29 protein-coding genes and 1 tRNA gene are annotated in these 26,699 nt (G+C 70.6%); 10 read left to right on the top strand and 20 right to left on the bottom strand.

Annotated features, from left to right (window positions below; translation table 11 throughout):
- Positions 1-128 precede the first annotated feature (128 nt).
- On the bottom strand, positions 129-1,166 hold the full coding sequence (gene dph2, locus GRX01_RS06105; protein WP_159664533.1) for a diphthamide biosynthesis enzyme Dph2: 1,038 nt from the start codon (positions 1,164-1,166) through the stop codon (positions 129-131).
- 111 nt (positions 1,167-1,277) lie between these two features.
- Between dph2 and GRX01_RS06100 the strand changes: the two genes are divergently transcribed.
- Positions 1,278-2,249 carry a PhzF family phenazine biosynthesis protein gene (locus GRX01_RS06100; RefSeq protein WP_159664531.1) on the top strand — a complete coding sequence of 324 codons (972 nt, stop codon included), beginning with the start codon at positions 1,278-1,280 and terminating at the stop codon, positions 2,247-2,249.
- A 57-nt stretch (positions 2,250-2,306) separates the two neighbouring features.
- On the opposite strand, the gene GRX01_RS06095 is transcribed toward GRX01_RS06100, so the two are convergent.
- The 5 genes from GRX01_RS06095 to GRX01_RS06075 form a co-directional block, all read right to left on the bottom strand.
- Positions 2,307-2,933 carry an RAD55 family ATPase gene (locus tag GRX01_RS06095; RefSeq protein WP_159664529.1) on the bottom strand — a complete coding sequence of 209 codons (627 nt, stop codon included), beginning with the start codon at positions 2,931-2,933 and terminating at the stop codon, positions 2,307-2,309.
- Positions 2,934-2,992: 59 nt separating this feature from the next.
- On the bottom strand, positions 2,993-3,676 hold the full coding sequence (locus tag GRX01_RS06090) for a MinD/ParA family ATP-binding protein (RefSeq protein ID WP_159664527.1): 684 nt from the start codon (positions 3,674-3,676) through the stop codon (positions 2,993-2,995).
- A gap of 131 nt (positions 3,677-3,807) precedes the next feature.
- On the bottom strand, positions 3,808-4,209 hold the full coding sequence (locus tag GRX01_RS06085) for a YlbF family regulator (protein WP_159664525.1): 402 nt from the start codon (positions 4,207-4,209) through the stop codon (positions 3,808-3,810).
- An 85-nt stretch (positions 4,210-4,294) separates the two neighbouring features.
- Positions 4,295-4,555 (bottom strand): hypothetical protein, encoded by a 261-nt coding sequence (locus tag GRX01_RS06080; RefSeq protein ID WP_159664523.1) that lies wholly within the window; start codon positions 4,553-4,555, stop codon positions 4,295-4,297.
- 127 nt (positions 4,556-4,682) lie between these two features.
- Positions 4,683-5,693, bottom strand: coding sequence for an FKBP-type peptidyl-prolyl cis-trans isomerase (locus GRX01_RS06075; protein WP_159664521.1), 1,011 nt, complete (start codon positions 5,691-5,693; stop codon positions 4,683-4,685).
- A gap of 149 nt (positions 5,694-5,842) precedes the next feature.
- On the opposite strand from GRX01_RS06075, the gene cyaB reads away from it, so the two are divergent.
- Positions 5,843-6,421: a class IV adenylate cyclase gene (gene cyaB / locus GRX01_RS06070; protein ID WP_159664519.1), complete on the top strand. Its 579-nt coding sequence runs from the start codon at positions 5,843-5,845 to the stop codon at positions 6,419-6,421.
- A gap of 60 nt (positions 6,422-6,481) precedes the next feature.
- Complete coding sequence (locus tag GRX01_RS06065) at positions 6,482-7,696, top strand: methionine adenosyltransferase (protein ID WP_159664517.1); 1,215 nt, start codon at positions 6,482-6,484, stop codon at positions 7,694-7,696.
- Between the two features lie 176 nt (positions 7,697-7,872).
- Here GRX01_RS06065 and GRX01_RS06060 read toward each other — a convergent pair whose 3' ends face one another.
- Positions 7,873-8,244, bottom strand: a complete 372-nt coding sequence (locus GRX01_RS06060; protein ID WP_159664515.1) for a thioredoxin family protein — start codon at positions 8,242-8,244, stop codon at positions 7,873-7,875.
- A 155-nt stretch (positions 8,245-8,399) separates the two neighbouring features.
- Here GRX01_RS06060 and GRX01_RS06055 point away from each other — a divergent pair, with 155 nt between their 5' ends.
- Positions 8,400-9,371 carry a PLP-dependent cysteine synthase family protein gene (locus tag GRX01_RS06055; RefSeq protein WP_159664513.1) on the top strand — a complete coding sequence of 324 codons (972 nt, stop codon included), beginning with the start codon at positions 8,400-8,402 and terminating at the stop codon, positions 9,369-9,371.
- A gap of 35 nt (positions 9,372-9,406) precedes the next feature.
- Here GRX01_RS06055 and GRX01_RS06050 read toward each other — a convergent pair whose 3' ends face one another.
- On the bottom strand, positions 9,407-9,862 hold the full coding sequence (locus GRX01_RS06050) for a DUF5804 family protein (protein WP_159664511.1): 456 nt from the start codon (positions 9,860-9,862) through the stop codon (positions 9,407-9,409).
- 126 nt (positions 9,863-9,988) lie between these two features.
- A complete protein-coding gene (locus GRX01_RS06045; protein WP_159664509.1) occupies positions 9,989-12,169 on the bottom strand; it encodes a thioredoxin domain-containing protein in 2,181 nt (726 codons plus the stop codon).
- A 144-nt stretch (positions 12,170-12,313) separates the two neighbouring features.
- Between GRX01_RS06045 and purD the strand changes: the two genes are divergently transcribed.
- The 3 genes from purD (at position 12,314) to GRX01_RS06030 (ending at position 15,044) form a co-directional block, all read left to right on the top strand.
- Positions 12,314-13,600, top strand: coding sequence for a phosphoribosylamine--glycine ligase (gene purD, locus GRX01_RS06040; RefSeq protein ID WP_159664507.1), 1,287 nt, complete (start codon positions 12,314-12,316; stop codon positions 13,598-13,600).
- Positions 13,601-13,662: 62 nt separating this feature from the next.
- Positions 13,663-14,307: an SdpI family protein gene (locus tag GRX01_RS06035; protein WP_159664504.1), complete on the top strand. Its 645-nt coding sequence runs from the start codon at positions 13,663-13,665 to the stop codon at positions 14,305-14,307.
- A 122-nt stretch (positions 14,308-14,429) separates the two neighbouring features.
- Complete coding sequence (locus GRX01_RS06030; RefSeq protein WP_394351371.1) at positions 14,430-15,044, top strand: acyltransferase; 615 nt, start codon at positions 14,430-14,432, stop codon at positions 15,042-15,044.
- A gap of 15 nt (positions 15,045-15,059) precedes the next feature.
- Here the strand turns inward: GRX01_RS06030 and GRX01_RS06025 are convergent, their stop codons facing one another.
- From GRX01_RS06025 to GRX01_RS06010, 4 genes are all read right to left on the bottom strand, one after another.
- Positions 15,060-15,929: a mechanosensitive ion channel domain-containing protein gene (locus GRX01_RS06025; RefSeq protein ID WP_159664502.1), complete on the bottom strand. Its 870-nt coding sequence runs from the start codon at positions 15,927-15,929 to the stop codon at positions 15,060-15,062.
- Between the two features lie 3 nt (positions 15,930-15,932).
- On the bottom strand, positions 15,933-16,745 hold the full coding sequence (gene dacZ / locus GRX01_RS06020) for a diadenylate cyclase DacZ (RefSeq protein WP_159664500.1): 813 nt from the start codon (positions 16,743-16,745) through the stop codon (positions 15,933-15,935).
- A 116-nt stretch (positions 16,746-16,861) separates the two neighbouring features.
- Positions 16,862-18,055, bottom strand: coding sequence for a GNAT family N-acetyltransferase (locus tag GRX01_RS06015; protein ID WP_159664498.1), 1,194 nt, complete (start codon positions 18,053-18,055; stop codon positions 16,862-16,864).
- A gap of 434 nt (positions 18,056-18,489) precedes the next feature.
- A tRNA-Leu gene (locus GRX01_RS06010) sits at positions 18,490-18,574 on the bottom strand.
- An 86-nt stretch (positions 18,575-18,660) separates the two neighbouring features.
- Between GRX01_RS06010 and GRX01_RS06005 the strand changes: the two genes are divergently transcribed.
- Positions 18,661-18,969 (top strand): transcription initiation factor IIB family protein, encoded by a 309-nt coding sequence (locus GRX01_RS06005; protein WP_159664496.1) that lies wholly within the window; start codon positions 18,661-18,663, stop codon positions 18,967-18,969.
- A gap of 84 nt (positions 18,970-19,053) precedes the next feature.
- Here the strand turns inward: GRX01_RS06005 and GRX01_RS06000 are convergent, their stop codons facing one another.
- From GRX01_RS06000 to GRX01_RS05975, 6 genes are all read right to left on the bottom strand, one after another.
- Entirely contained in the window at positions 19,054-19,281 is a 228-nt protein-coding gene (locus GRX01_RS06000; RefSeq protein WP_159664494.1) for a hypothetical protein, read from the bottom strand.
- Between the two features lie 7 nt (positions 19,282-19,288).
- Positions 19,289-19,789: a phosphopantetheine adenylyltransferase gene (locus tag GRX01_RS05995; RefSeq protein ID WP_159664492.1), complete on the bottom strand. Its 501-nt coding sequence runs from the start codon at positions 19,787-19,789 to the stop codon at positions 19,289-19,291.
- Positions 19,790-19,825: 36 nt separating this feature from the next.
- The gene (locus tag GRX01_RS05990) at positions 19,826-20,353 is read right to left on the bottom strand and encodes a winged helix-turn-helix domain-containing protein (protein ID WP_159664776.1); all 528 of its coding nucleotides are present in this window, start codon (positions 20,351-20,353) and stop codon (positions 19,826-19,828) included.
- Positions 20,354-20,441: 88 nt separating this feature from the next.
- Positions 20,442-21,590, bottom strand: a complete 1,149-nt coding sequence (locus GRX01_RS05985) for a glutamate--cysteine ligase (RefSeq protein WP_159664490.1) — start codon at positions 21,588-21,590, stop codon at positions 20,442-20,444.
- A 275-nt stretch (positions 21,591-21,865) separates the two neighbouring features.
- A complete protein-coding gene (locus GRX01_RS05980) occupies positions 21,866-22,510 on the bottom strand; it encodes a fibrillarin-like rRNA/tRNA 2'-O-methyltransferase (RefSeq protein WP_159664488.1) in 645 nt (214 codons plus the stop codon).
- Positions 22,507-23,388 (bottom strand): NOP5/NOP56 family protein, encoded by an 882-nt coding sequence (locus GRX01_RS05975; protein ID WP_159664486.1) that lies wholly within the window; start codon positions 23,386-23,388, stop codon positions 22,507-22,509. The genes GRX01_RS05980 and GRX01_RS05975 overlap by 4 nt, the downstream gene beginning before the upstream one ends.
- A 146-nt stretch (positions 23,389-23,534) precedes the next feature.
- Here GRX01_RS05975 and GRX01_RS05970 point away from each other — a divergent pair, with 146 nt between their 5' ends.
- Together GRX01_RS05970 and GRX01_RS05965 are read left to right on the top strand one after the other, a co-directional pair.
- Positions 23,535-24,737: a pyridoxal-phosphate-dependent aminotransferase family protein gene (locus tag GRX01_RS05970; protein ID WP_159664484.1), complete on the top strand. Its 1,203-nt coding sequence runs from the start codon at positions 23,535-23,537 to the stop codon at positions 24,735-24,737.
- A 119-nt stretch (positions 24,738-24,856) separates the two neighbouring features.
- A complete protein-coding gene (locus tag GRX01_RS05965) occupies positions 24,857-25,363 on the top strand; it encodes a universal stress protein (RefSeq protein ID WP_159664482.1) in 507 nt (168 codons plus the stop codon).
- A 45-nt stretch (positions 25,364-25,408) separates the two neighbouring features.
- Here the strand turns inward: GRX01_RS05965 and GRX01_RS05960 are convergent, their stop codons facing one another.
- Positions 25,409-26,665 carry an MFS transporter gene (locus GRX01_RS05960; protein ID WP_321167930.1) on the bottom strand — a complete coding sequence of 419 codons (1,257 nt, stop codon included), beginning with the start codon at positions 26,663-26,665 and terminating at the stop codon, positions 25,409-25,411.
- Positions 26,666-26,699: the final 34 nt, after the last annotated feature.

Raw genomic sequence — 26,699 nt, 5'->3', positions numbered from 1 at the left:
CTCGCCCGCGGTGAATAGTTTCCGGTGAGCGGGCGACGGCCCCCGATGCTCGCGTGACGACACCGACGATCGATATCGACCCCGGAACGGAACCGACGACGGCGAGCGGGCGGTCGACTCCGGCCCGCCTACCAGGTCCCGTGGAAGGTGTCGAACTCCAGGTCCTCGAGCGGCTCGTTGCCGACGGCGATCTCGTACTCGCCGGGCGTGAGCATCGGCTTGTGGAACCGCGGGCCGTCGTCGGTGGTGATCCGCGGGCAGCCGGTGTTGACGAACGCGTCGAAGTCGAAGTTGCGCAGGCGGTCCGGCGTCACCTCGTCCATCGTGATGAGGTGGGCGTTCTCGTTGTTCTCGACGATCTCCTCGGCCTTGTCCCAGCGGCCCTGGCCGATCTTCGTACAGAAGATGACGCCGAAGGTGTCGGCGTCCATCGCGCGGTGGACGGCGCCGTAGCGCTGCTTCAGGAACTTCTCGGTGTCGGCGATCGTCACGACGTTGTTGACGGGGTCGCCGATGACGACCGTCTTGTCGGGGTGTTCCATCGCGAGGCCGAGCGGGTGGAACTTCCCCCCGCCGACGTACAGGACCTGGTCGGCGTCGATGTCGGCGCTGGCGTAGTTGCAGCCGAGCACCTGTCCCTCGTGGGTGAGGCGGTCGTCGCCGCGACGGGTGTGGACCTCGTAGCCGCGCTCCTCCAGCCAGTCGACCATGTCGCCGAAGAGGTTCATGTGCTGGGCGGTCGTCACGAGCCCCACGTCGGGGTCGTCCTCGGGGTCCTCGAGTTCCGCCAGCGACTCCTCCATGATCGGGAAGGGGTCGACGTTGGAGAAGAGGGGGACGTAGATGATCTTGTCCGAGTCCTTCATCGGCGAGTGGCCGAAGTGGACGAACACGTCGCACCGTCGCATCAGGTAGGTGTCGAGGTCGCAGGCGCCGTAGCAGGGCTGCCCCGAGATGAGGTACGTCACGTCGTCGGTCAGCTCCCGGAGGTCGTCGGCGACCGCGGGCGCGCGGCGCTTCAGCCCCTCGGGGAACTGCAGCCCGACCTTGTCGGCGTCGCGCTCCTCGACCGCCTCGACGATGCGATCGAGTTCGTAGTCCCACTCGCGGTCGTGTTTGAGCGACATCCCCGTTCGGGTGAGGTCGCCCTCGCTCCGCTGACTCATTGCACCCCGATAACTACCGGAGGCGGTTAAGCGGCGCGCTCCGACGGCTCCCGCGCGAACGGCTCGCACGGCGCCGATACGCCCATGACCGCCCCCGACGGAGTCGTCGACATGACCGGTCACCGGTTCCACGTGGTCGACGTGTTCGCCCGCGACGGCGAGCGTTTCACCGGCAACCAGCTCGCCGTGTTTCACGACACGGCGGACCTCCCCGAGGAGGACTTGCTCGCGCTCACTCGCGAGACCAACTTCTCGGAGTGCACCTTCGTCGAGGGGACGACGGACGGCGGCCACGACGTCCGGATCTTCGACCCGGCCGAGGAGATCCCGTTCGCGGGCCACCCGACGCTCGGCACCGCGGCGGTGCTGCGGGAGGTGGCTGACGGGGACGCCGCGACGGGCGACGAGGGGGAAGCGAGCGCCGTCGCCGAAGATACGCCGACGGGCCGCGATCCAGTCCGCGACGAGCTGACGCTGAACCTCGGCGTCGGCCCGATCGACGTGTGGGTCGAACGCACCCGCGCCGGTTCCGCCGGTGACGACGCCCGCGAGGAGTACTGGATGCGCCAGATCCCGCCCGAGTTCGGCGAGACGGTTCCCGCCGGGGTCGCCGCCGACGTGCTCGGTCTCGACACCGCCGACGTCGACGCCGAGTACCCGGTGCGGGCGGTGTCGACCGGCCTCCCGACGCTGGTGGTCCCGCTCGCGTCGGTCGACGCGGTCGAGCGCGCGGCCACCACCGAGCCCGCGTACGGGGAGTTCATCGACGAGTACGGCGGCCACAACGTCCTCGCGTTCGCCCGCGGCGGCGTCGAGGGCGGAGACCTCCACGCGAGGGTGTTCGCCGACTGGGCCGGCGTTCCGGAGGACTCAGCCACCGGGTCGGCCGCCGGCTGTCTCGCCGGGTGGCTCCTCGAACACCGCTACCTCGGGGAGGGACCGGTCGCCGCGACCGTCGAGCAGGGGTACGAGATGGGGCGCCCGTCGCGGCTCCACCTCCGAGCCGAGCGCGACGCGGACGGCGAGCCGGCGATCGAGGTCGGCGGCGAAGTCGTCCCTGTCGCGACCGGACAGCTACTGTAGCAGATACCGAGGACGCCGACACGCGAGGGCTCCGTGTGCTCGCCCCGAACGGGGCGACTACGCGATGTCCCGGGACGTGTCGATGGCGACGCGCTCCTCGAGCTTCAGCTTCACCGTCTCGTCGAGCGCGCGGCCGCCCCGGAACTTCGGGACGGCGAGCTTGTTGACCACGTCCGAGCCGCGCACCTGCGTGTCGAGGTCCCACACCACGTCGGCGACGTGCTCCGTCATCGCGCGGTTCCGCGGATCGTCGTCCTGTTTCATCGCGTGCAGGAAGGCGACGCTCTCGGTGTTGACCATCGCCGTCTGCAGTTCGGTGAGGAAGCGCCGGTACCGCGAGCGGTCGGCCCGCTCCAGCGGGTCGACCACGTCGACGACGAGGTTGGCGTTCTCGGGGAGCGCGCTGACGAGCCGGTTCGCCGCGTCCAGCGGGGCGTCCCCCCCGATGTCGCGAACGGTCGGGGTTCCCACCCGGGATTTGGTCCGATCGAGCGCGTCCTGTACGGCCTGATCCGAGCGCAGCGTCGTGAGGTACAGCGTGCCGCGCGCGTCCGTGAGCTCGTACAGCAGCAGCTCCGACTGGCTCGCCGGGTCCGCCGAGAACAGCACGATGCTCCCGGCCGGGATCCCGCCGTCGAGACGGCGGTCGAGCACGTCGATCCCGGTCGAGAGTCGATCCGTCATGCGGTCGAGTAACGGTCCGGCGCGACATAACCGTTTCTCACGCTCGTGTCGGCTCGGCTTCACTCGGTCACGTCTGAGGCTATCGCGTCCGCGGCCCGCGCGTACGGCTCGGCGACCCGATCGTCATCGAGCACGGGGGCGGGCCCGTTCGTCCCTCCATCCCGATCCGCGCGAACCGACGCACGAGGCACTCGGGAGACGACCGGACACCCGAGGAGATCCCGCACGCCCGGCGGAACGGCGGTCGACCGAGTCACGACGGCGCCCACGAGGGGCGTGCCCAGTCGCCTGGCGATGGCGGCGGTCTTCGCGGCGTCGCGGAGCGCCGGCGCGCAGGGTTCGGTCACCAGCAGCGCGCCGTCGGCGACCCGCAACGGCGCGACCGCGTCCGGTGCGGCCCCCGCGGGACAGTCGACGAGCACCCGGGTGTCCCGCGGCGCCGACGCGGCGGTCGCCCGGAGCGACTCCCGGAGGTCGCGGTCGCGGCCGTCGGTCGGCGCGGGGAGGATCCGGGCCCCCGGCGCGACGCCGTCGGCAACTGCGGCAGTTAGCGGCGACTCCTCGTCCTCCCGATCGGGGTACGTGACACGCCGACGTACGCCGGCGAGCGCACCCAGATCCGGCAGATCCCAGTCGGCGTCGACCGCGACCGCGGCCGTTTCGTCGCTCCCGAACGCCCGAGCCAGCCCGAGCGCCGTCGTCGTCTTTCCCGTCCCGCCCTTCCCGCCGGTGACCGCGAGCATGGGCTGGCTGGGTCGCTATCCGGTTTCAACTCTCGCGACACGGTCGCCGGGCGGTGGTGGGTCGGACGGAGACCGGGGACGGCCGGGGACACGGAACCGTCGGCTATCGGTTCGGCCGTCGGATCCGTGCGTCAGTCGTGACAGCAGCCGCCGGCCTTCCCGCCGAAGTCGACGTCGAGCGGCTCCGAGATCGCCATGTTCAGCGCCTCGAGGCGGTCCTCGAGCTCGTCCTGCGCCTCGACGTACTCCTGCATCACCGGAAGGGAGTGTAGCTCCTGTTGGGCGGCCTGCACCTTCTCCATCGTCTCCTGGTCGGCCTGCCCGGCCTGCTTGGCCACCGCGAACTCCTGGCGGAGTCGTTCGAACTCGGAGATGCGTTCCTGCGCCTCCTCGTCGTTCTGCACGGCCGCCTTCGCCTCCTCGAATCGGCGATACGTGGGCGAGTCGGCGATCGCGTCGCCGAGATCCGCCGCCAACGTCTCGAGGGCGTCGTCGGCCGCGGACGCCTCCGGCGCGTCGGTTTCGATGCTCATGGCCCGATTTGGGTTCGGTCGCTGTTAAGCCCCGCGGCTGTGGAACCGCGGGGACGGACGCTCGTGTACGGCTGATCCGCGCTGGTCAGGTCGCGAGCGCGTAGCCGGCGGCGACGACGGTGACGACGACCACCAGCACGGTCCAGTTTCGCGGCGTGTCGAGCGAGCCGTAGGGGCCGCCCTTGCGAGTGAACAGGTACGCGAAGTAGACGACCACCGGGGCGAGCCGGACCGGCGTCGACACCGGCACCCCGGCGAGGAGGTCGACGCCGAGCGTCAACGCGAGCGCCCCCAGCGCCGCCGCCGCGGCGACCCCGAGGTCCTCGCGCGCGTCCGAGAGATCCATCTGTCGGACGATGGACGAACCGCAAGTAATCGGTGTCGGTTCGGGATCGGCGGACCGACGCACCGACGCTCGGCCGCCGTCGCGCGTGCGACGAGTCGGGTGCGGTCTCTCGCGGAACGCGGGCGCGTTATTCGTCCTCGAGCTCGTCGACGAGCTCGTCGGCGTCGACGTCGACGTCGTCCATGTCGACGTCGTCGAGGGCCTCCTCGATGTCCTCGCCGCCCATGCCGCCGCCCATACCGCCCATCATGCCGCCCATGCCGCCCATCATGCCGCCGGAGCCGTCGATGACCTCCTCGACGACGACGCGGTCGAGGTCGAGACGGCCCATGATGTCCTGCGCGATCTGCTGCTTCGAGAACATCCACTGCTGGTTCATCTGCATCATCGGGGTCGCCTCGATGTACAGCGAGCGCCTGTCGACCTCCTGCAGCTCGGTCTCTCGGTCGACCTCCCCGGTCTCCTCGTCCTCGTGGGCCTCGACGGTGACCTCCTCCTCGACGGTGTCCTCCTCGATGCGGACCTCGGGGGTCTCCTGGAGGTACATGCCGATGAGGCCGGCGGCCTTCTCCTCGTCGTCGTCGACGAGCTCGAGGATCTCGTAGTCGTACTCGAGGTCGTCGCCGGCCAGCGGGTGGTTGAAGTCGACGCGCGAGCGCCCGCCGATCACCGTCTCGACGTAGCCCTGCTCGCCGTCGATGGTGACCTGCGCGCCGGGGTAGCGGTCGTCCTCGGGGATCTTCTCGGCGCTGACGGTGCGCACGTCGTCGGGGTCGAACTCGCCGAACGCCTCGTCGGCGGGGACGGTGACGACGTTCGTGTCGCCGACCGACTTGCCCACGAGGTCCTCGTCGACGGAGTCGAACACGTGGCCCTCGCCGACGACGATGATGCGCGGGGAGAAGTCGTACTCGTCGTCGTCGATGCCGGCCTCCTCGGCGACCTCCTTGTGGGTCGTGTCGACGACGCGGCCCTCGTCCTCGTCCTCGCCGGGGACCGTTCGGACGGTGTAGTCCAGCCGGAGGAAGTCCCCGTTCTGGATCCCGTCGTCGGACTCCTCGCTCTCGACCGCGTCCTCGTTCGCCTCATCGCCGGCGTCGGCGGCCTCGTCCGCCTCGGCCTGCTCTTCTTCACTCATGTGCGCATCGTCGCTCGTGCGCTTCTTAACAGTCACGTTTCGGCCGGACGGGTGAACTCCGCGACGACGGCGGGATCGGCCGACGATCCCCCGGAGGGCGTCCCCACGGACACGGCACCCTTTTGCGCGGCCGTCCCCACCGCGGTCGCATGTACGAAGTGGAGGTGAAGGTCCGCGCCGATCACGACGAGGTCCGGGCCCGGCTCGCCGACATCGACGCGACCCGGCTCCGGCGTGTGCGACAGGTCGACACCTACTACGACGCGCCGCACCGCGACTTCGCCGAGACCGACGAGGCGCTCCGGCTCCGGCGCGAGACGGTCACCGGCGTCGACGGGAACGCGGACACCGAGACGAGGATCGCCTACAAGGGCCCGCTCGTCGAGGCCGAGTCGAAGACGCGCGAGGAGTTCGAGACGGTCGTCGCCGACGGCGACGCGGTCGAGGGGCTTCTCGACGGGCTCGGGTTCTCGCCGGCGGCCACCGTCGAGAAGGACCGCGAGTTCCGCTCGGTCGACGGCTACACCGTCACGCTCGACGACGTGGCCGGCGTCGGCGAGTTCGTCGAGGTCGAACGGGAGGCGATCGAGTCTAACATCGAGTCGGCCCGCGAGGGCGCCTACGCCGTCCTCCGGGAACTGGGACTCGATCCCGACGACCAGATCCGGACCTCGTACCTCGGGCTCCTGCTTCGGTCGCAAGATATGCCAAACGATTCTTCGGGGTAATCGGCCGGTCCGGAACTCTTTCCGCAAGTTATACTGCCGCCGAATTCCTCCGACCGACCAATGAGGAACATTCAGGTCTCCGAACTCGACCGGCGGGCGGTCGAGGATCAGGAGGTAGAGATCGTCGAGCGAAAGGGGATCGGCCACCCCGACTCCATCTGTGACGGGATCGCCGAGGCGGTCTCTCGCGGCCTCTCGCAGCTGTATCTCGACCGCGTCGGGAAGGTGCTCCACTACAACACCGACGAGACGCAGTTGGTCGCCGGCACCGCGGCACCCTCCTACGGCGGCGGCGAGATGATCGAGCCGATCTACGTGCTCATCGTCGGCCGTGCGACGAAGGAGTACGAACTCGACGACGGGACGGAGCTGACGCTCCCCGTCGGTCGAGTCGCGCTGGAGTCCGCCCGCGAGTACCTCCGCGAGAACGTCCCGGAACTCGACGTCGGTACCGACATCGTCGTCGACGTGAAGCTCGGGGAGGGCTCGGGAGACCTGCAGGACGTCTTCGGCGAGGACGGCGTACAGGTCCCGATGGCGAACGACACCTCCTTCGGCGTCGGCCACGCGCCGCTGACCGAGACCGAGCGGATCGTCCGCGAGGCCGAGCGCGCGCTCACCGGCTCGTACGCCGACGACCACCCCGAGGTCGGCCCGGACGTGAAGATCATGGGCAAACGCGAGGGCGACCACATCGACATCACGGTCGCGGCGGCGATGATCGACGCGTACGTCGCCGACATCGACGAGTACCGCGAGGCGGTCGAGCGCGTCGAGGCGTTCGTCGTCGACCTCGCCGAGGGGTACACCGACCGGGAGGTGAGCGTCGCCGTCAACACCGCCGACGACCTCGAGGAGGGGTCGATCTACCTGACGACGACCGGCACCTCCGCCGAGCAGGGCGACGACGGCTCCGTCGGTCGCGGCAACCGTGCGAACGGGCTCATCACCCCGAACCGGCCGATGAGCATGGAGGCGACGTCCGGGAAGAACCCCGTCAACCACATCGGGAAGATCTACAACCTCCTCTCGACGGACATCGCCGAGGCCGTCGTCGAGGAGGTCGACGGCATCAGGGACCTGCAGGTCCGCCTGCTCTCGCAGATCGGCCGCCCCATCGACGAGCCTCACGTCGCCGACGCGCAGGTCATCACCGAGGAGGGCGTCGACGTCGCGGACATCGAGGAGGAGGCGACCGCGATCATCGACGAGCGCCTCGCGAACGTCACCGACGTGACCCGCCGGGTCATCGAGGGCGAGCTCTCGACGTTCTGAGTCGACGCCCTCGCTCCCGTCGTTCGAGCCGTTCCCGTTGCGAACACCCGGCGACGGTCCTCGCGCGCGGCGGCGTCGTCGGGAGTTTCGCCGCCCGCCGCGCGGTCGTCGTCAGACCACGCGGGGGCTGGCCCCGTCCTCCCTGAAGAACCTTCACGACCACGGGGGTCCGCCCGTCAGCGGTCCTCGAGTTCCCGAGCGAGGTACGTCGCGATATCCGTGTCGGCGGACTCGACGAATCGGGCGACTTCATCCCCTCCCTCGTCGAACACGATCACCGTCGGGATGTACTCGACGCCGTACTCGTCCATTCCCGGCCCCCGCTTCTCGCCGTCGACCTTCTCGACCGGGAACTGCTCGATGCGGTCGGCGGGGACTCCCGCGGCCTCCAGCGCGGCCGCGAAGCCCGGGAGCTGTCCCGTGCAGTCGGGGCACCAGTCCCCGCCCCACACCTTGTACGTCAGTCCGTCCGCGCCGAGGGTGGCCGCGACGTCCGGATCGGTCTCGTCGTCCGCGTCGGGCGTCATCGTCTCGAGCGTCGTGCTCATGTGTTCTGGTGGGTCGTACGCCGGGTTAAGCGCGACGCCGCCGGCAGGGCGGGTCCGGCTCCCGACCGAACGCGGTCGTGCGCTCGTGCGCGAGGACCGCCCGAGGGCTTGCCGCTGACTCGGGAGCATTTACGCGTCACGCCAGTACCGCGAGCATGGACGATTCGGTACTCGACACCATCGGCTCGCCCCTGGTCCGGGTCGACTCGCCGCCGGGCGCGACCGTGGCGGCGAAGCTGGAGTCGCGCAACCCCGGCGGCTCCGCGAAGGACCGCCCGGCGACGCGGATGATCGAGCGCGCCGAGGCGGACGGCACGCTCGAACCGGGCGACGCGCTCGTGGAGCCGACCTCCGGCAACACCGGGATCGGGCTGGCGATGGCCGGCGCCGCGAAGGGGTACGACGTGACCGTCGTGATGCCGGCCTCCAAGAGCCAGGAGCGCAGGCGGATCATGGCCGCCTATGGCGCCGATCTGGAGCTCGTCGACGGCGGCATCGACGCCGCGAAGGCCCGCGCGGACGAGTTGGAGGCCGAGGGGATGGTCCAGCTCCGCCAGTTCGAGAACGGCGCGAACCCCGGGGCCCACTACGAGACGACCGGCGTCGAGATCCTCGATCAACTGGACGGACGCGAGCCGGACGCGTTGGTCGCCGGCGTCGGCACCGGCGGAACTATCACCGGCATCGGGCGCCGCCTGCGCGAGACGTTCCCCGAGATGGACGTGGTCGCCGTCGAGCCCGAGGACTCCGCGGTGCTGTCGGGCGAGGAGCCCACGGCCGACTCGTTTCAGGGGATGGGCCCCGGCTTCGTGAGCCCGAACCTCGACACGGACCTCCTCGACGGCGTGCTCACCGTCGGGGTCGACGAGGCGGAGGCCGAGTGTCGACGGCTCGCACGCGAGGAGGGGATCCTCGTCGGGCAGTCCTCGGGGGGCTCGAACCTCCGCGCCCGCGACGTGGCCGCGGCGTTCGCCGCCGGCGAGGACCCCGGCTACCGCGACGTGGCGATCGAGGGATGGGAACCGAGGTCTGACGACCGCGTCGGCGTCGCCGGCGACGACCCGCTGGTGCTCACCGTGTACTGGGACTCCGGCGAGCGCTACATGTCCACCGGGCTGTACGACTGAGGGCGACGGCGGATCGCCCGCGCCCGGACATCCGCTCAGTCGTCGAACTCCTCGGGCGTGACGCGGACGCCGACCGTCCCGTCCACGTCGCGGAGGTCGTACTCCGGAAGCTCGGCGCCGTCGTTGCGCGCGAGGTACATGGGCTCGACGAGCCGGCCGTCCTCAAGCCCGTACAGCTTCAGGAACCGGTCGGTCTCCTCGCGACGGACGGCGTCGTTGCGGACGGCGGTCGCCAGTTCCCGGGAGAGCCACTCGTCGCGAGTGATCGACGGCTCCCGTATCAGCACCTCGTCGACGAAGCGGACGAGATACCAGTTGAGATCGTTGCACAGCGACACCGCGGCGCCGAGGCTGACGGTGTCGAGCGCGATCGAGTTCTCGAAGGGGGACCGGAGGTCGTACGTCGCGAGCGCCTCCCGCGCCGTCTCCCGCGAGAGCAGCTCGTAGCGCAGGTCGGTCTCGGGGTCGCCGACGAGACAGACCGTGGTCATACCTCCGGGTCGCCGCCGCCGGGCAAAGCGGTTACGCTCCGCGGACGGCGCCGACCCCGACGTGAACGGGACCGGCTTCGGCGTGGGCGCCGGCGGCGCTCCGTGCCCTCATCGACCGCCGGGCGGTCAGTCCCCGGCGGCCCACTCCAGCGCCGAGCGGAGGTCGCGGTTCGGCGGCGAGCAGGTGAAGTCCCGGCACGCGTACGCCGTCGGGGCGCCGTCGCGAGCGTCGCGCCCGCGCCAGATCGGCGGCACGTCCGCCAGCCCGAGGTCGTCGACCCAGTCGGCGACGCCCTCCGGGGTCGGCGGGCGCGGGGCGATCACGACGCCCGGAAGGTAGCGACTCGCGAGCGTGTCCCGCCACTCGGCGGGCACCTCGTCGCACGCGAGCGTGAGTTCGAAGGGACCGCTCCGGTCGCGTGCGGCCGAAAGCGCCAGCGTGACGTGCTCCAGCGGTGAGGCCGTCACGTCGTCCGCGTGGGTCGCAAGCGCGTCCCGCGCGACGGCGGCGAAGTCCTCGTCGGGCGCGAACAGGTCGAGATCGAGCAGGAGCCGCGTCGCGACGCCGAGGCTGGAGGGGGTCGAGGCGTCGGTCGGCTCCTGCGGGCGAACGACCAGGTCCTCGCCGTCGTTCGGCGTCGAGTAGATCGTCGCGTCGTCGGCGTCGTAGAACGCCTCGACGACGGTCCGTCCGAGGTCCAGCGCGAACCCGAGGTGGTCGACGTCGCCGGTGACGCCGTACAGGTCGAGGGCCGCCCGCCCGAGGTACGCGTAGTCCTCGAGGTAGCCGCTCCCCTTCACCTCGCCCTCGCCGACGGCGTCGCCCTCGCGTTCGATGTAGCGCCGGCTGAGCCGGTCGCCGTCCCAGAGGTGCTCGCGCACGAACCCGAGCGCGTCGGCGCCGCGATCCGCCAACTGCGGGTCGAGCGTGTGGCCGGCGGCGGCGAACGCCGAGATCGCGAGCCCGTTCCACCCCGCGAGCACCTTCTCGTCGCGCGGGGGACGCTCGCGGGTCGACTCGCGGTGGTCGAACAGCGCCGTCCGCGCGCGCATCAGCCGCTCGCGGACCGTCTCGACGGACAGCTCGTACGCCTCGGCGAGATCGTCGACGGCAGTCGCACGAGTGAGGACGGTCGTCCCGCCCTCGAAGTTGCCGCCCGACTCGACGCCGAACCGGTCGCACACCAGCTCCGCGTCGTCGGCCTCGAACTCGTGATCGGCGGCCTCGAGGGCCTCGGAGACGGATTCGGGCGTCCAGACGTAGAACTCGCCCTCGCCCTCGCCGGAGTCGGCGTCGAGGGTGCCGTAGAAGCCGCCGTCGGGGTGGGACAGCTCCCGGTCGAGGAACGCGAGCGTCTCCCGAGCGACGGTCGCGTACTCGGGTCGGTCGAGCAGGCGGTGGGCGTCGAGGTAGACGCGAGCGAGCTCGGCGTTGTCGTACAGCATCTTCTCGAAGTGGGGGACGACCCACTCGCGGTCGGTGCAGTAGCGGTGGAACCCGCCGCCGACTTGGTCGTACAGCCCGCCCTCGGCCATCGCGTCGAGCGTCTCGACGGCGACGTTCAAGGGTTCCTCGCGCCCGCTTCGGGCGTACGCCTGCATGAGGAGATCGAGGCGTCCCGTCTGCGGGAACTTCGGTCCCTGTCGACCGAAGCCGCCGTGCTCGCGGTCGGCGCCGCGGAGGGCGGCGGTGACCGCGTCCGAGAGCACGTCCGCGTCCGGGCCCCCGTCGTCGGCTCTCTCCCCCGCCTCGTGGGCGTCCGCGTCGCCCTCGCCGGTCGACTCCAGTTCGTCGCGGGCGGCGGCGGTCCACTGGTCGGCGCGGGATTCCATGTCCGCGCGCTGGTCCGGGTCGCTCCAGGAGTCCGCGATGTTGCGGCACACCTCGAGGAAGCCGGGCATCCCGTCGCGACCGTCACGCGGGAAGTACGTCCCCACGTAGAACGGCTTCCCCTCGGGCGTGAGCCACACGGAGAGCGGCCAGCCGCCGCGGCCGTTCACGAGCTGGTTCACCGTCTGGTACACCCGGTCCAGGTCGGGACGCTCCTCGCGGTCGACCTTCACGGGGACGAACCCGTCGTTGAGTACCTCCGCGACGGCTTCGTCCTCGAACGACTCCTCCTCCATCACGTGACACCAGTGACACGCCGAGTAGCCCACCGACAGGAAGACCGGCACGTCGCGCTCGCGGGCCGCAGCGAGCGCGTCGTCGTCCCACGGCTGCCAGTGGACCGGGTTGTCCGCGTGTTGGCGCAGGTACGGGCTGGCCTCCTCCTCCAGCCTGTTCCGCGCCGTCGGATCGCTCATTGGCGGTCGATCGGTCGCAGGACGGATAAGCGGGCCGGCTACGGGTCGGCGGTCCCGCGTTCGGCGGGCGGGAATCCACGAACGTGGGTATCGACTGTCGATAAGAGAGTAAGGCTTACACGCCCGTGCAGTATCGCATCGACCATGTCCGAGACAGTGCTCCTCGTCGGGGGCGGCGGACGCGAACACGCCATCGCCCGCGCGGTCGCCGACGACGCCTCGCTGTACGCCTGTGCGAGCAATCGTAACCCCGGGATCGCGTCGCTCGCGGACGGGTTCGAGCAGATCGGCGAGCGCGACGCCGACGCCGTCGTCGACTACGCCGGGCGGGTCGGCGCGGATCTCGCGGTCATCGGTCCGGAGTCCGCGCTGGAGGCCGGCGTCGCCGACGCCCTCGACGACGCGGGCGTGTACACCTTCGGCCCGCGCGCAGAGGAGGCCAGAATCGAGACGGACAAGGCGTTCCAGCGGCGGTTCATGTCCGACAACGACGTCCCGGGGAATCCGGACTTCGAGACGTTCGATTCGGCGGAGGCGGCCGCCGAGTACGTCGAGGCGTACGACGGCGACGTGGCGGTCAAACCCGTGGGACTCACCGGCGGGAAGGGCGTCCGGGTGACGGGCGACCAGCTGACGACGGAGGCCGCGGTCGACTACGTTCTCGACGCCGAGTGGGACGAGTGGGTGATCGAGGAGCGCCTCGTCGGCGAGGAGTTCACGGTGCAGGCGTTCGTCGCGAACGGCGAGGTCCGAACCACGCCCGCGATCCAGGATCACAAGCGCGCCTACGAGGGCGACGAGGGTCCGAACACCGGCGGAATGGGCAGCTACTCCGACACGGACCTGACGCTCCCGTTCATGACCGACGCCGACTACGAGGCGGCCGTCGACATCGTCGAGTCGGTCGTCGACGCGCTCCCCGAGTACAAGGGCGTCCTCTACGGGCAGTTCATGCTCACCGCGGAGGGGCCGAAGGTCGTCGAGTTCAACGCGCGGTTCGGCGACCCGGAGGCGATGAACACGCTCCCGGTGCTCGAGACCCCGTTCCTCGACGTGTTGACGGCCGCCCGCGACGGCGAGTCGCTTCCGGAGCTGTCGTTCTCCGGCGACGCCACCGTCTGCAAGTACGCAGTGCCCGCCGGCTACCCGGTCGAACCGGACGCAGGCGCTCGGATCGAGGTGAACGAGGACAGCGTCGGCGACGCGTTGCTGTTCTACGCCAGCGTCGACCAGCGCGAGGACGGACTGTTCACGACCACGTCGCGCTCGTTCGCGGTCGTCGGACGGGGCGACTCCATCGCCGCGGCCGAGACCGACGCCGAGGACGCGCTGTCGACGGTCGGCGAGGGGTTCCACGTGCGCCACGACATCGGGACGGCGACCCTGGTGCAGTCGCGGATCGACCACATGGCGCGACTGCGCGACGAGTAGCCCGCTCCGAACTGATCCCGGGCGCAGGAATGTTTTTGTAGTTGTCACGTTCATCTGTACCCATGCGATACCTCCGCCGGCGAGCACTCGCAGCCGCCGTCGTGCTCGCCACGGTCCTCGCCAGCGCCCTCGCGCTCCCGTCGCTCCCCGAGCGGGTGGCGACCCACTGGAACGCGGCGGGACGGCCCGACGACACGATGCCGCGACTCCTCGGCGCGCTCCTCCTCCCCGCGATCACCGCGGGAGTGGTCGCCCTGTTGTACGTCGCGCCGCGGTTCGATCCCCGCCACGAGGAGGTCGAGTCGTTCCGGGGCCCCTACGAGTGGTTCGTCGTCGTCCTCGCGGCGTTCCTCGCGTGCGTCCACGGCGCGGTGCTGGCGTGGAACCTCGGCGTCTCGTTCCCGTTCAACGCCGCCATCGCGCTCCCGCTGGCTGGGGTGTTCCTCGCCCTCGGCGAACTGCTCGCCCGCGCCGAGCCGAACTGGACCGTCGGCATCCGGACGCGGTGGACGCTCTCGAACGAGGACGTCTGGCGCGAGACGCACCGCCGCGGCGCGTGGGCGTTCCGTGCGCTCGGCGCGCTCACGCTGGTCGCGGTGGCGGTTCCGAGGCTGCTGTCCCCGATCGTGCTCGGCGGCGCGCTGTCGGTCGCCGCGTACACGACGCTGTACTCGTACGTCGCGTACCGTCGTCGGTCGACGGCATAGCGGGGGATCGCCTCGCTATCCGAGTCGGCTCCGGAACCGGGACCGTGGTCGAACTCGGGGATCGGCCCCCGCGTCGGCGACGGACGCACGAGATTGATAACGCCCGGCGGCCACGTCCACACGTGAGCACCGACGACGCCAGCGACCCCGCGACGGCCGGCGGCGACGCCGACGCCGGCCACGACGCCGCCGGGACCGCGGACGACGGCGCGGCTCGGCCGGCCAGGTACGACCGTGTGGAGCGTCACGAGACCCCCGGCGGGCGCAACTCCCTGCGGCACTGGACCGACGCGAAGTCGCCGCTGACGGTCGCGGCGAACTACCTCGTCGTCTGGCTGATCCGGATCTCCCCGAGCCTCCGGCTGAAGAACTGGCTCCTCCGGCGCCTCGGGGCCACCGTCGGCGAGGGCGTCTCGTGGGGGCTGGAGGCGACGCCGGACGTGTTCTGGCCCGAGCGGATCACGCTGGGAGACGACGCCATCGTCGGCTACGACTCGGTGCTGTTGTGTCACGAGTTCCTGCAGGACGAGTACCGCCTCGGCGACGTGGTCGTCGGCGACCGGGCGATGCTCGGCGCGAAGGTGACGGTGCTTCCGGGCGTCCACATCGGCGAGGACGCCCAGGTCGCGGCGAACTCCCTCGTCGCCGACGACGTTCCCCCGGGGGAGACCGTCGCCGGCGTGCCGGCGGAGCCGGTCGAGGGGGAGGCGAGCGACGGCGACGAGAACACGAACTGAGCGCGAGCGGGTCCGCTACTCCCGAACGCGGACGACGCCCTCGGTGAACGCCTGTCGGTTCGGCACGACGTACTCCGCGCCGTCGCTTTCCACGTGCGTGACGAACACGTTCACCTCCTGAACGACGCCGTCGGTGTCGCCGATGCGGACGCGGTCGCCGATGCTGTACGGCTGTTCGAGCAGGAGGTAGAAGCCGGCCGCCCCCGACGCGAGCAGGTCGCGGAACGCGAGGCCTCCGAACAGCACGAGCGCGAACCCGTACGTGCCCAGGAGGACGACCAGCGCGGCGGTGTCGACGCCGATCTGGCCGAGCGCGATGAGCACCGCGATGAACACCACCGACCACTTGGCGACCGCGGGAACGATCCCGGCCTGCGGGAGCTTCACGCCGCGCAGCCGCTCGTCGATCAACAGTTCGACCTTGTCGCCGACGACGAGGCCGACGATGAGCACGAGGACGGCGAGAAACAGCGACGGAAGGAAGCCCGCGGTTCGGTTCCAGAAGGCGGCGATGTACTCCACCCGAGCGATCGTCAGTGCGACGATGAGCCCGAGGATGAAGATGAAGTACCCCGAGAGGTTCGCGACGAGCGAGACCGTCGAGGTGCCGAACTCGCGGGCGGTTCGCTCGAAGGCCGTCCCCTCGATCGTCTCGGGCACGCCCGCGCCGACGAGGATCCGGCGGTTCACGCGAACGACGAGGTAGCCGAGGAACGCGGCGAGCACGACCACACCGAGCGCCAGCCACAGCCGCGCCGGAAGGCTCAGCAACGCGGACCGAACCGCCTCGCCCGCGGACTGGAGCGGCGGCGATGTGCCCGGGCCGGCACGTACCGCCGCCGACAGCACGGACTCGACGGTGACGGTGGGACTCGCGTCGATCATGCGTCAGTACTCCTCCGGATCCAGTTCGAGGATGAGCTGTCCGCGCTTGAACGCACGGACGAGGCCGTCCGACTCCGAGAGCACGATCGCGATGGCGTTCGTGTCGCGGGTGATTGCGCCGCCGGCCATGTGGCGCGCGCCCAGCCCCTTCGGGATGTCGACGCCCTCGGCGCCCGGCTCGAGGTAGCGGTACGCCGAGACGATCTTCCCCGAGTCGCTGATGACGAACGCGCCGTCGAGGCGGGAGAACTCCTTGAGCATCACGTTCACGATGGGGTCGCCGACGTGGACGTGGCTCTTCTCGAAGGGGTTGTAACTCAGCGGACGCGACTTGTTCATCACCTTGCCCGCGTCGCCGACGACGAACAGCGCGCCCACGGGTTTGCCCTTCTGGCCCTTCTTTCCGAGTTCGATCGCCACGTCGAACACGTCGCGCACGACCGAGGGATCCGCGCGGGAGTTGGCGAAGAGATCGTAGATCCCCGAGTGCATCGACTCCGTGACGGGTGTGCGGATCACGGCGTCGATCGGGTCGCCGAACACGCCGACCGCACACGCGAGCACGTCGCCGTCCGCACAGAAGCCGTGGTCCATCGCGCCCTCGACGCCGAAGCGGATCCGGTCGCGGACGTTGTCGAACTCCAGCGGGAGCTCCACGTAGCGATCGGCGTCGTGGTCGTTCTCCGGGGCGACGACGACGACCGACTCGCCGTCGACCTCGCGGTAGTCCTCGTACGTCGATCCGGTCGGGGAGAAGAGGAACACCCCATCGACATCCGCGGCGAGATCGGCGAGGAGGTCGGCCGATGAAGTCATTGTCGTAACGTTTCGGGGCGCGTTGATATCGGTTTCGGCACCGTCATGCGGCCGTCTTGCGTTCGGGTCGGTGCCGCGGCAAACGCGATGTCGGCTGCTTCCCGCTGGCACCAGGTCTACGCGATGTCCTGCCCGGTAAGCTGGACGCTCCAGCTCTCGGGAGCGGTGAGGTCGACGGTTCCCAGCCGCCAGCGCTCGCTCCCGCCCGGCTCGACCCGATCCCCGGTCTCGGACTGCGCGTCGGCGTTCTCCTCGCTGTCGACGACTGTCGGCCGAACGACCAACCGGGTCGGCGTCGAGACCATCGACAGCGGGAACTCGTCGTCCGACCTGAAGCCGTATCGCCGCAGCACCGACCGCGGGAGCGACGCGCCCGCGCACTTCAGTACGTCCGCGTCGTCGGCGTCCGCGACGACGGCCGACAACAGCGCCTCGTAGCTCGCCGTCGGCGCCGATCCGTCGGCCGGGACCACATCGAGCACCGAGACCTTCCGCGGTCCGGTGGTATCGGACTCGCCACGGCCGCCGTGGGCGACCGCGACGAGCGCGGCGACCGGTGTGCCGTGCTCGTCGTTGACGACGTACGTCGTCGGGTCCCACCGTGGATTCGCGAGCCGCCAGCGGTACCAGCGGGGGTCGCGACGGACGTGGATCGTCTCCGGAACGCCGGACCGGTATAGATCGACGAGCGTCTCCGTCGGCGTCGTCCTGTGCTGATCCACGGTCCACTCCCCGGGTGGGTCGGTGGCCCCGCCGCTCAGCGATGTGAGGCCGCGGACCACCGGTGCGGCGAGGTGTCCGAGTTCGGCCGCCGCCTTCCACCGTGGCTTCTCTGTCGACCGCGCAGCCGCGAGCCGGGAGAGGTCCTGCACCCGGCAGTGCGTCGAAAGGGTACCCACCTCGTACCAGTCGAACGACCGGAGTCCGGGCAGGATCGCCGCCGAGGGGAAGTTGTAGTAGCAGTCCGGCGGCCCGTCTTCGTACCGATCGAGCAGCCGTTCGGTCATCTCGGTGAACAGCCCGCGACGGCGGTGGTCGGGGTGGACCATCCAGTCGGCCGGCTGGAACGCCAGCGCCGACGCGTCGCCGGCGCGGAGGGGAACGGCGAGGCACGGCTCCGCGCCCACGAGTTCCCCGTCGGCCTCGGCGACGACCATCGGGATCCCCTCGACGTACGGGTTCGCGCCGAATCGCCAGGCGAACCACTCCTCGCTCTTACGGGTTCCCCACACCGCCTCGTAGAGGTCGAGGAAGGCCCCCCAGTCCTCGGGACGGAACGGTCGAACCGTCGCCCGTCGCTGTGTGTGCATTGGTTGGACTCCCTCGGTGCTCCCACGTCGTGCCAATTCGTTATGAACGCGCTTACAGGGGGTCGATGCCCGCGCTCGCCTCGACCGATCCGTCGGTCCGACTTCGCACGTGGCGCTGTCAGTCCCGGCGTGAGTCAGCCGTCCCGGTGGGTGTGAGCGAGCGGTGATTCCCCGTCTCGTTCGTCCATCGAGGCGTGAACAACGCGAGCGCCTCGCCCTTCGCTCACGGGTCGCTCCGCTCCCCGTTCACTGGCGGTGACGCTCACTCCGTTCGCTCCACTCCCTGCCTCGAATCCGCTCGGTGTCGATTCTCACGGCTCTCCCGTTCGGTCGGGCCGGAGAATGCGCGGGACCGGATTCGAACCCCGCTCACTCCGCCTCGCTCCGTTCGCTGCTCCGAATCCGGCCTGCTCGTTCGTCGCTTCGCTCCTCACTGCGCGGGACCGGATTCGAACCGGCGGACCTCTACAGGACAGCGTCCTAAGCGCTGCGCCGTTGGCCTGGCTTGGCTACCCGCGCTCGCCACACAGTATCCCGAATCGCGGTAAGTAGCTGTCGGACCGAGGCGACACGATTTATCACCGCCCGCTCCCAACGACACGTCGATGTACCGCGCCAGCGACGAGGTGGAGAACGAGGAGTGGCTCTCGCGGCTCCACCGGGCCGCCGAGTCGCTGGAGCTGTCCGCGGAGGCCCGCTCGAACGCGACCGACATGTTCCTCTCCGGGGTCCCCGAGGACGACCGGTCGAAGCCCGCGATGGCCGCGGCCGCGCTGTACGCCGGCGCGCTCATCGCCGGCGACGAGCGCCCCCAGACCGCGGTCGCCGAGGCGATGGATGTGACTCGCCTCTCGGTCCAGCAACACTGGAAGGACGTCCTCGAGGACGCCGGGTTCCGGCCGCCGTCGTGGTGAGGCCGCGATGCGAGCGCCGACGGAGGCGATGCAGTCGGCGACGATGGCGTGGGAGTTGTCCGGGTCCGAACCCGGGTTCGACCGTTACTCCGTGAGCAGCCGATACGCGAGCAGGGCCAGCCCGGTGAACCCGACCAGTTGCCCCAGGAGGAACAGCGCGCCGCCGACGTACGCGAGTTCGCTGCTCGGGTCCCGGCCGGCCAGCCGGATCGCCTGATAGCCCAGCAGGAGCGCGACGACGCCGACGAGGATCAGCTGCGCCGGCCGCGATCGCCGGGCCAGCCAGTCGATCGCGGCGTCGAACCCGACCATCGCCCCGTCACTCCGCGTCCGGCGGCTCGGTCCCGCGACCCTCGCGGTCGGGCGTGAGGTTGCCGTGACGGTCGATCTCGCCGCGGACGATCCGCGTCGACGAGATCCGGTCGCCGTCCTCGGCGGGCACGTGTTCGACGACCTCGATCCGAAGGCTGGGCAGGCCCTTCTGCTCCCGGATCTCGTTGACCCGCTCCCCGCCCGACTGCGTCTCCGGGGAGACGATCAGCGCGTCGAACCCCGGCTCGACGGCGATCCCCGTCGGCTTCGTCAGCTCGCGGATCTCGTAGTCGCGACCGTGTTCGGCGGCGATCGGCGCGAGCTCGTCGTCGAGGTCGCGCTTGCGCTCGGCGAACGGGCGAACGTACCGGTCGGTGTGGCGTGTCTTCGGGGCCAACTCGTCGGCGGTGAGCCCGACGGTGAGGTCCCCGAGCTCGAACGCGCGCTCGAACAGCGCGTGGTGGCCGTCGTGAACCGGGTCGAATGTCCCGCCCAGCGCGACGTTCATATCCGGCGGTGGACGCGCCGACACCTAAATGCGACGTTAGTCCTCGTCCCGTTCGGTCTCGACTGAGATACGGACCGGCTCGTCCGTCTCTCCCACGGGCTCGCCGTCGCCCGTCAGTCGGGAGTCGAGGGTGAACACGGCGTTCAGTTGGTCCTGTACCTGCCCGATCGCGCCCTCGACGAGCGCGGCCGGCTCGATCGCCTCGTACTCGTACGGGTTGTTGCCGGCGCCGGCGGACTCCCGCTTCGTTCGGCTGACCGTCTCCTCGTCGTGGAGCTCCGCGAGCGCCTCGCGCACGGTGCTCGGGTACAGCCCGGTCCCGTCGGCGACCTCCTCGCTCGTGGAGCCGGGGTGCTCGCGGAGGTGCACGTAGATCCGCGCCCGCGTCTCGGTGTCCAGCAGCCACGCCAACAGGTCGACGATGCGCTCGTCGAAGCCGTCGGCGACGTCGGCCGCGCTCGACTCGAGCCGCTGTGCGGCCTCGCGCAGCTCCTCGCGGGGGGCGTCCTCGTCGTCGGCGCCGTCCGTCTCGCCGCCGTCATCGGGGGCCTCGTCGGTAGCCATGTGTCCCATCTCGGCGGTCAGAACTCCGCAGGGAAAACCCCGTCGCCGACACCGACTCCGGGCGGTCGAGCTGTACGGATCCGGCCGACTAGACGTCGTGCTCGTCGATCAGGAGATCGCGGCACAGCGCGTCGATGCCCCGCTCCTCGCGGATCCGGCGCTGTCGCGACGCGCCCGACTCGCGCTCGAACAGGAACCGCAACCCCTCGACGCCGAGCCGGTCGCACTCGCGGTCGACGACCGTCGGGAGGTCGACCACCGAGGCGCCGTCGCGGCCGACGAAGTCGGCGTCGCGACCGTGGCGCATCGCGCGCCACTTGTTCTCGTCGAGCAGTTCGCGACGGAGCCCGCCGGCGTGACCGTGGCTCCCGGCGCCTCCCGAGCCACTCACCCCGGCGTCGCCGGCGGTCGGGTCTGCCTCGTCCTCGTAGCGCTCCGCGAGGTCGACGACGAGCGCGTGGACGTACTCCACGAACGCACAGACCACGTCGGGGTCCGACTGTCCGTCCGGCGTACGAACCTCGACGGTGCCGTGGCCGGTGTGCGGGCGCACGTCGAACCAGAGCTCGCCGCGGTCCTCGATCGAGCCGTGCTCGACCATGCGCCGCTCGAAGGCGTCGTACGCCGCGAAGTCGGAGAAGTGGCCGGGCATCCCCGTGTTCGGGAGGTTCTCGAACACCTTCGCCCGGGCGGACGCGAGGCCGGTATCGAAGCCGTTCCAGAACGGGGAGTTCGCCGACAGCGCCAACAGCGGCGGGAGGAACCAGCGGACTCGATTGGCGATCCACGTCGCCTTGTCCGCGTCGTCGACGCCGACGTGGACGTGGAGCCCGGCGGTCGTGTTGCGGTGTTGGGGATACTGGATCCGGTCCAGCTGTGAGCGGTAGCGAGGCTTCTCCGCGTGGTCGAGTTCCCGCCAGGCCGCCGCCGGGTGGAGCCCCGCGCCGGCGATCTGGAGGTCGTAGGACTCGGCGTGGTCGACGAGGGCCTCCCGCGCCGCGCTCACGTGCTCGCGCACGGAGCCCGGGTTCTCGATCAAGGGAGTCTGCGTCTCGACGACGGACTTGAACAGCTCGTGATCGATGCGTCCACTCAGCGGCTCGGGGGGCTCGCGGTCGCCGTACACGAGCTGATCGCTTCCGGAGGTCGGCCGCCCGTCGCCGTCGACGACGTAGAACTCCTCCTCGACTCCAAGCGTACCCATCCGCTCGAACGCCGACGCCGAACCCGTGTCCATCGCCGACGGCTTCGGCGTGCGGTGGTATATATCTCGGGAAACCGGCCCCCGAACGTGGCGTCGTCCCGACGTGACTCCTCCCGTGAGCGGGCGCGCTGAGGCGTACGTTCAAACCGGATGACGGCACCACAACTCACCGGACGTGCGGGCGTCCGGTCGGGAGGCGAACCGGACGTGTAGTCCGCGTAGCCGCGCCGACGCGCGGCCGAGCGATCGATGGCACCGTTCGAAGCGGAACGGGGAACGGGGAACGGTGAACCCGTCCAGCGGCGGCGCTATCGCGGCGTCGCGACGACCCCGAGGTGGTCCTCGTGGAAGCGGTCGAGCGGTCGAGTCTCCAGCACCTCGTAGGTCGACTCCAGGTCCGCGAGCACGTCGTCGAACACGGCGTCGGGAGCGGCAGCCACGTCCTCCGAGCGCGCTTTCACCGCCAGCAGCAGTCGGCCGTCGTCGGCGAGGAACCGTCGGTTCTCGACCGCCACGTCGGCCTGTCCGCGGGTCGCGACGTCCTGCACGAGCACGTCGCAGCCGGCCTCGACGACGTGCGCGTACGTCTCGGGCCGTCGAGCGTCCTTGAGCAGCGGGAAGAGGTTCGACCGCGGCTCGCAGGCGTCGAGCAGGTCGCGCACCGGGCGCGGCGAGAACTCCACGGCGTAGGTCGGCCCGGCGAAGTCCGCGACGTGGCTGACGGTGGTGCCGTTCGCGGCGCCGAGATACAGCACCGTCTCGCCCCCGGACAGCCCCGTGTCCATGCCGAGTTCGAGCATCCCGCCGAGCTTCGACCGGCGGGCGTCCCACGCGCGCCACTCGCCGTCCGTCGGCTCGCCGTACTCCGGCGGTCCGCGCGTACAGAGTCGATCGTCGCCGTCGAGCTCGCGTCGCTCAACGCCGTCCGGGAGCGACGCGTCGGTCCCAGTCATTCCGGATCACCGCCGTCGTCCCCGGCACGGGCACGGATGGTCCGCATTCGCTCGTCCAACTCCGCCTCCAACTCGGGGCGGTAGTCGCCGGAGTAGTGGTCGATGCGCGCGCCGATGGTCAGTTTCCCGGCGAGCGCCCGCGAGGCGGAGCCGCGGTCCTCGGGCCGCGTCCCGCGGACGTACTCGTGGGTGTAGATGACGCCGTGTTTCGGCGAGGAGCCGTGACCCCGGAGGTGCGCGAACAGTGCGTCCTCGGCGCCGAGCACCTGCAACGTGCCGGAGGGCTTCTTCGCCAGCGTCTCCAGCCCGCCCGCGAGCGAGATCAGCCGAGCGGCGAGCACCGGTCCCGCCATCGCCGCGAGGTTCGGCGCGGCGACCGGCGCGCGGGACTCGATGAACGCCTCCAGCTCGTCGGCCTCGCGGTCGAGCTCCGCGACGCGGGTCGCGAGCGAGACGACCCGCTCCTCGGCCGGGCCGTCGGGGTCGCGTTCGGCCAGCTCACGGCACCCCTCGACACCGGTTCCCGCATCGGGGAACAGCGTCCCCGCCCACTCGGAGACGCGTTCCGCGAGCTCGTTCGCGACGCGTTCGGCGTCGTCCATCGCGCGAACCGCGTGGAGCAACTGGCGGTCGTCGGCGCGCTCCCGTTCGTTCACCTCCGCGCGGGTCGCCGCGAGCGTCGCCTCTCGCAGCGCGGCGTAGTAGTCATCCTCGTCGTCGGCGAAGCCGGACTCGACCGCAAGCGTGGGCCAGTCCGCCGGCGCGTCAGCGGTCCCGTTCCGGACGCGGTCGGTCGGCGACTCGTCGTCGCCGACGGCGAACCACGCCCGGGGATCGGCGCCGGCCGCGTCGGCGTCCGTGGCGTCGTCTGTTGTCATGGGGAGTCGTTTCCGGCGACCGTTCCTAAGCGTTGTCTCCGCGGACGGCCGGCACCCGCCGGCCGGCGGGCCGTCGGTTCGGTCCCCGCCGTCCGCGAGGGATACGAACCGAGTAACCTTTGCCCGCGCCGGCGGACCCTCCGAGCATGCAACAGCCGGAACTCGACGCCACGGAGGCCCCGGAGGTCGGCGAACTCACGCCGCCCACGCGGACGCTGATGGGCCCCGGTCCGAGCGACGTACATCCGCGGGTCCTCCGCGCGATGAGCACGCCGCTCGTCGGGCATCTCGACCCGTCGTTCATCGACATCATGGACGACACGCAGGAGCTGCTCCGGTACGCCTTCCGCACCGACAACAAGTGGACGATCCCCGTCTCCGGCACCGGGTCGGCGTCGATGGAGGCCGCCATCGGCAACCTCGTCGAGCCGGGCGAGACGATGCTCGTGCCGACGAACGGCTACTTCGGCGGCCGGATGGCCGAGATGGCGCGACGCGCCGGCGGCGACGTGGTCGAGGTCGACGCGCCGTGGGGCGAGCCGCTCGACCCGGTCGACGTACAGGCGGCGTTCGACGAGCACCAGCCCGACGTGTTCGGCTTCGTCCACGCGGAGACATCGACCGGCGTCCGCCAGCCCGACGTGCCGGAACTGACGAGCATCGCACACGACCACGACGCGTACGTGATCGCCGACTGCGTCACGTCGCTGGGGGGCGTTCCCCTGAAGGTCGACGACTGGGACATCGACGCCGCGTACTCCGGGCCCCAGAAATGTCTCTCGTGCCCGCCCGGCGCGTCGCCGCTCACCCTCAACGACCGCGCGATGGACAAGGTCCTCTCGCGGGAGGAGCCGACCCGCTCGTGGTACCTCGACCTCTCGCTGCTGGAGGGGTACTGGGGCGAGGAACGCGCGTATCACCACACCGCGCCGGTCACGAACGTGTACGCGCTGCGAGAGGCGCTTCGTCTCGTCGCCGACGAGGGCATCGAGTCGCGCTGGGCGCGTCACCGCGAGACGGCGGGCGCTCTGAAGGCCGGCGTCGAGGCGATGGGGCTGGAGATGAACGCCGCCGACGAGTACTGGCTGCCGAGTCTCAACGCCGTTCGCGTTCCAGCGGGAGTCGACGACGGTGCGGTCATCGCGGACCTGCTGGACGGGTACGACCTGGAGATCGCCTCCGGGCTCGGCGATCTCGAGGGGGAGATCTTCCGGATCGGCTGCATGGGCCACTCGGCTCGCCCGGCGAACGTCTCGCTGCTCGTGGCCGCGCTCGGGCAGACGCTGTCGGAGCACGGTGCCGACGTGGACGTGGGCGCGGGCGTCGAGGCGACCGCCGAGCGGCTGTAGCCGACCGTGTCCCGACTGTAACCGACCGCCTCCCGGCTGTAACGACGATCGTCGCTGGACCCCGGCGACGGGGAACCGGCGGACACTTTTTCTCCCCCGAATGCCAACATCAAACTGACATGTACGAGGACATTCTCCTGGCGACGAACGGCGGCGTCGCGTCGATCAACGCCACCGAGCACGCGCTGGAATTGGCGGCCGACCGTGCCCGGCTGCTCGACGACCTCGACATCGCGGTCGATCGGGGGGCGACGCTGCACGCGCTGTTCGTCGTCGACGAGGAGGCCATCACGACGTACCCCGGCGACGAGTACGTCGACGGCCACGAGGGTCCCGAGTACGGGTTCGAGGACCTCGGCGAGGAGACGCTCGCGGAGGTTCGCGACCGCGCCGCCGACGCCGGCGTCACCGCGGAGACGTACCTCCGCCACGGAACGCCCGAGGAGACCATTCTGGAGGTCGCCGACGAGATCGACGCCGACCTCGTCGTCGCCGGGAGCCAGCGACGCCCCGACGAGTACCGCATGCTCGTCGGGAGCGTCACCGAGCGCGTCGTGCGTGCGAGCGAGCGGCCGGTGCTCGTCGTGAAGACGCCGGTCGACGAGACGGGCGACCCGATCGCGTAGTCGACGCGGACAGCACCGATCGGGACCGTGTCGCGGGTGGCCCGGCTACCACTCGGCGAGGGCGCTCGTCCCGTGGTACCGCCTGAGCACGCCGAGGAACGTGAGCGCCCCGAGTACCGCGAACCCGCCACCGACGAAGAACACCCACTCCATCCCGACGGAACCCATCAGCCACCCGGCCGCGACCGGCCCGATCACCGACCCGGGACGCCACACGAGTTCCCGGATCCCGAAGCTGGAGGCCACCCCGTCGCCGTCGCTCCCCTCGTCGGCAAACAGCGCCATGCTCGCGGGTTCGCGGAAGCTGTCGGCGATCCCGAGCCCCGCGTTCAACAGCAGCAGCGGCAGGAACGCGGCGGAGACGGCGCCGAGATACGGCAGCGCCGACGGCAGTCCGAGCGCCTCGCCGAGGGCCGGCGTGAACGGGACCAGCACCGCGACGACGCCGTAGGCGCCGCCGCCGACGAAGACGAACAGCGCGCGCCCCCTGGCGTCCGAGAGGCGGCCGGTGTACGGCTGCAGCAGCATGTTCGTGAACTTCTCGGAGACCGTGATCACGGAGACCGCGAACGCGGGCATCGCCAGTCCGCCGCTGGCGGCGGCGTAGCCGGCGAACACGGGGATCCAGTTACGGACGAGCGTGACCGCGACCGAGTACTGCGCCCGGAAGGAAGTCAGCGTGAGGATCCGGCGGTTGAGCGCGAGGTCGGCGAACGGGAACCCCTCGACTCGGGTCTCGTCGGCCGAGAGCAACAGCGCCGTCGAGAGGAAGGTGATCACGTACAGTCCGGTGATGATGAGGAACAGCTCCCGCGAGCCGTCGAAGTAGTCGTAGAGTCCGCCCGCCGAGAGTCCGCCGAGGATCGACGCCGCGAACGAGGCGGCGTTGGCCCGCCCGATCCGGCTCGCACGGGTTCCCTTGGTCGCGAGTTGGCCGACGAGCCCCAGCGTCATGAGCCCCATCCCGGTGAAGACGATCCCCTGCATTCCTCGGACGGCGAGCAGCCCCGCGTTGTCGGTGACGACGCTGAACGCGCCGTAGGTCGCGACCCCGATCGCGAGGGTGCCGAGAAGGACGATCCGCTTGTCGTAGCGGTCGCCGGCCCACGCGAGTGGGACGACCGCGGCGGTCTGTGCGAGCGTGTATGCGGTGTACAGGAGCCCGAACGCGACGCCGTCGATGCCGAGGTCGGTCGCGATCTTCGGGAGGACGATGATGAGCGCGATGCTCCCGAAGCCGCCGGCGAACCGCGAGAGATACAGCGTCCAGAACTGCAGACGCGAGGCGGAGGAGTCGGTCACGTTTCCGGCTTCGCGTCGGCGGTCAAATGACCGT

The organism is Halobaculum saliterrae, from assembly GCF_009831625.1.
GTDB lineage: Archaea > Halobacteriota > Halobacteria > Halobacteriales > Haloferacaceae > Halobaculum > Halobaculum saliterrae.
Note: the sequence above shows the minus strand (reverse complement) of the source record. Positions and strands in the feature narration are given on the sequence as shown.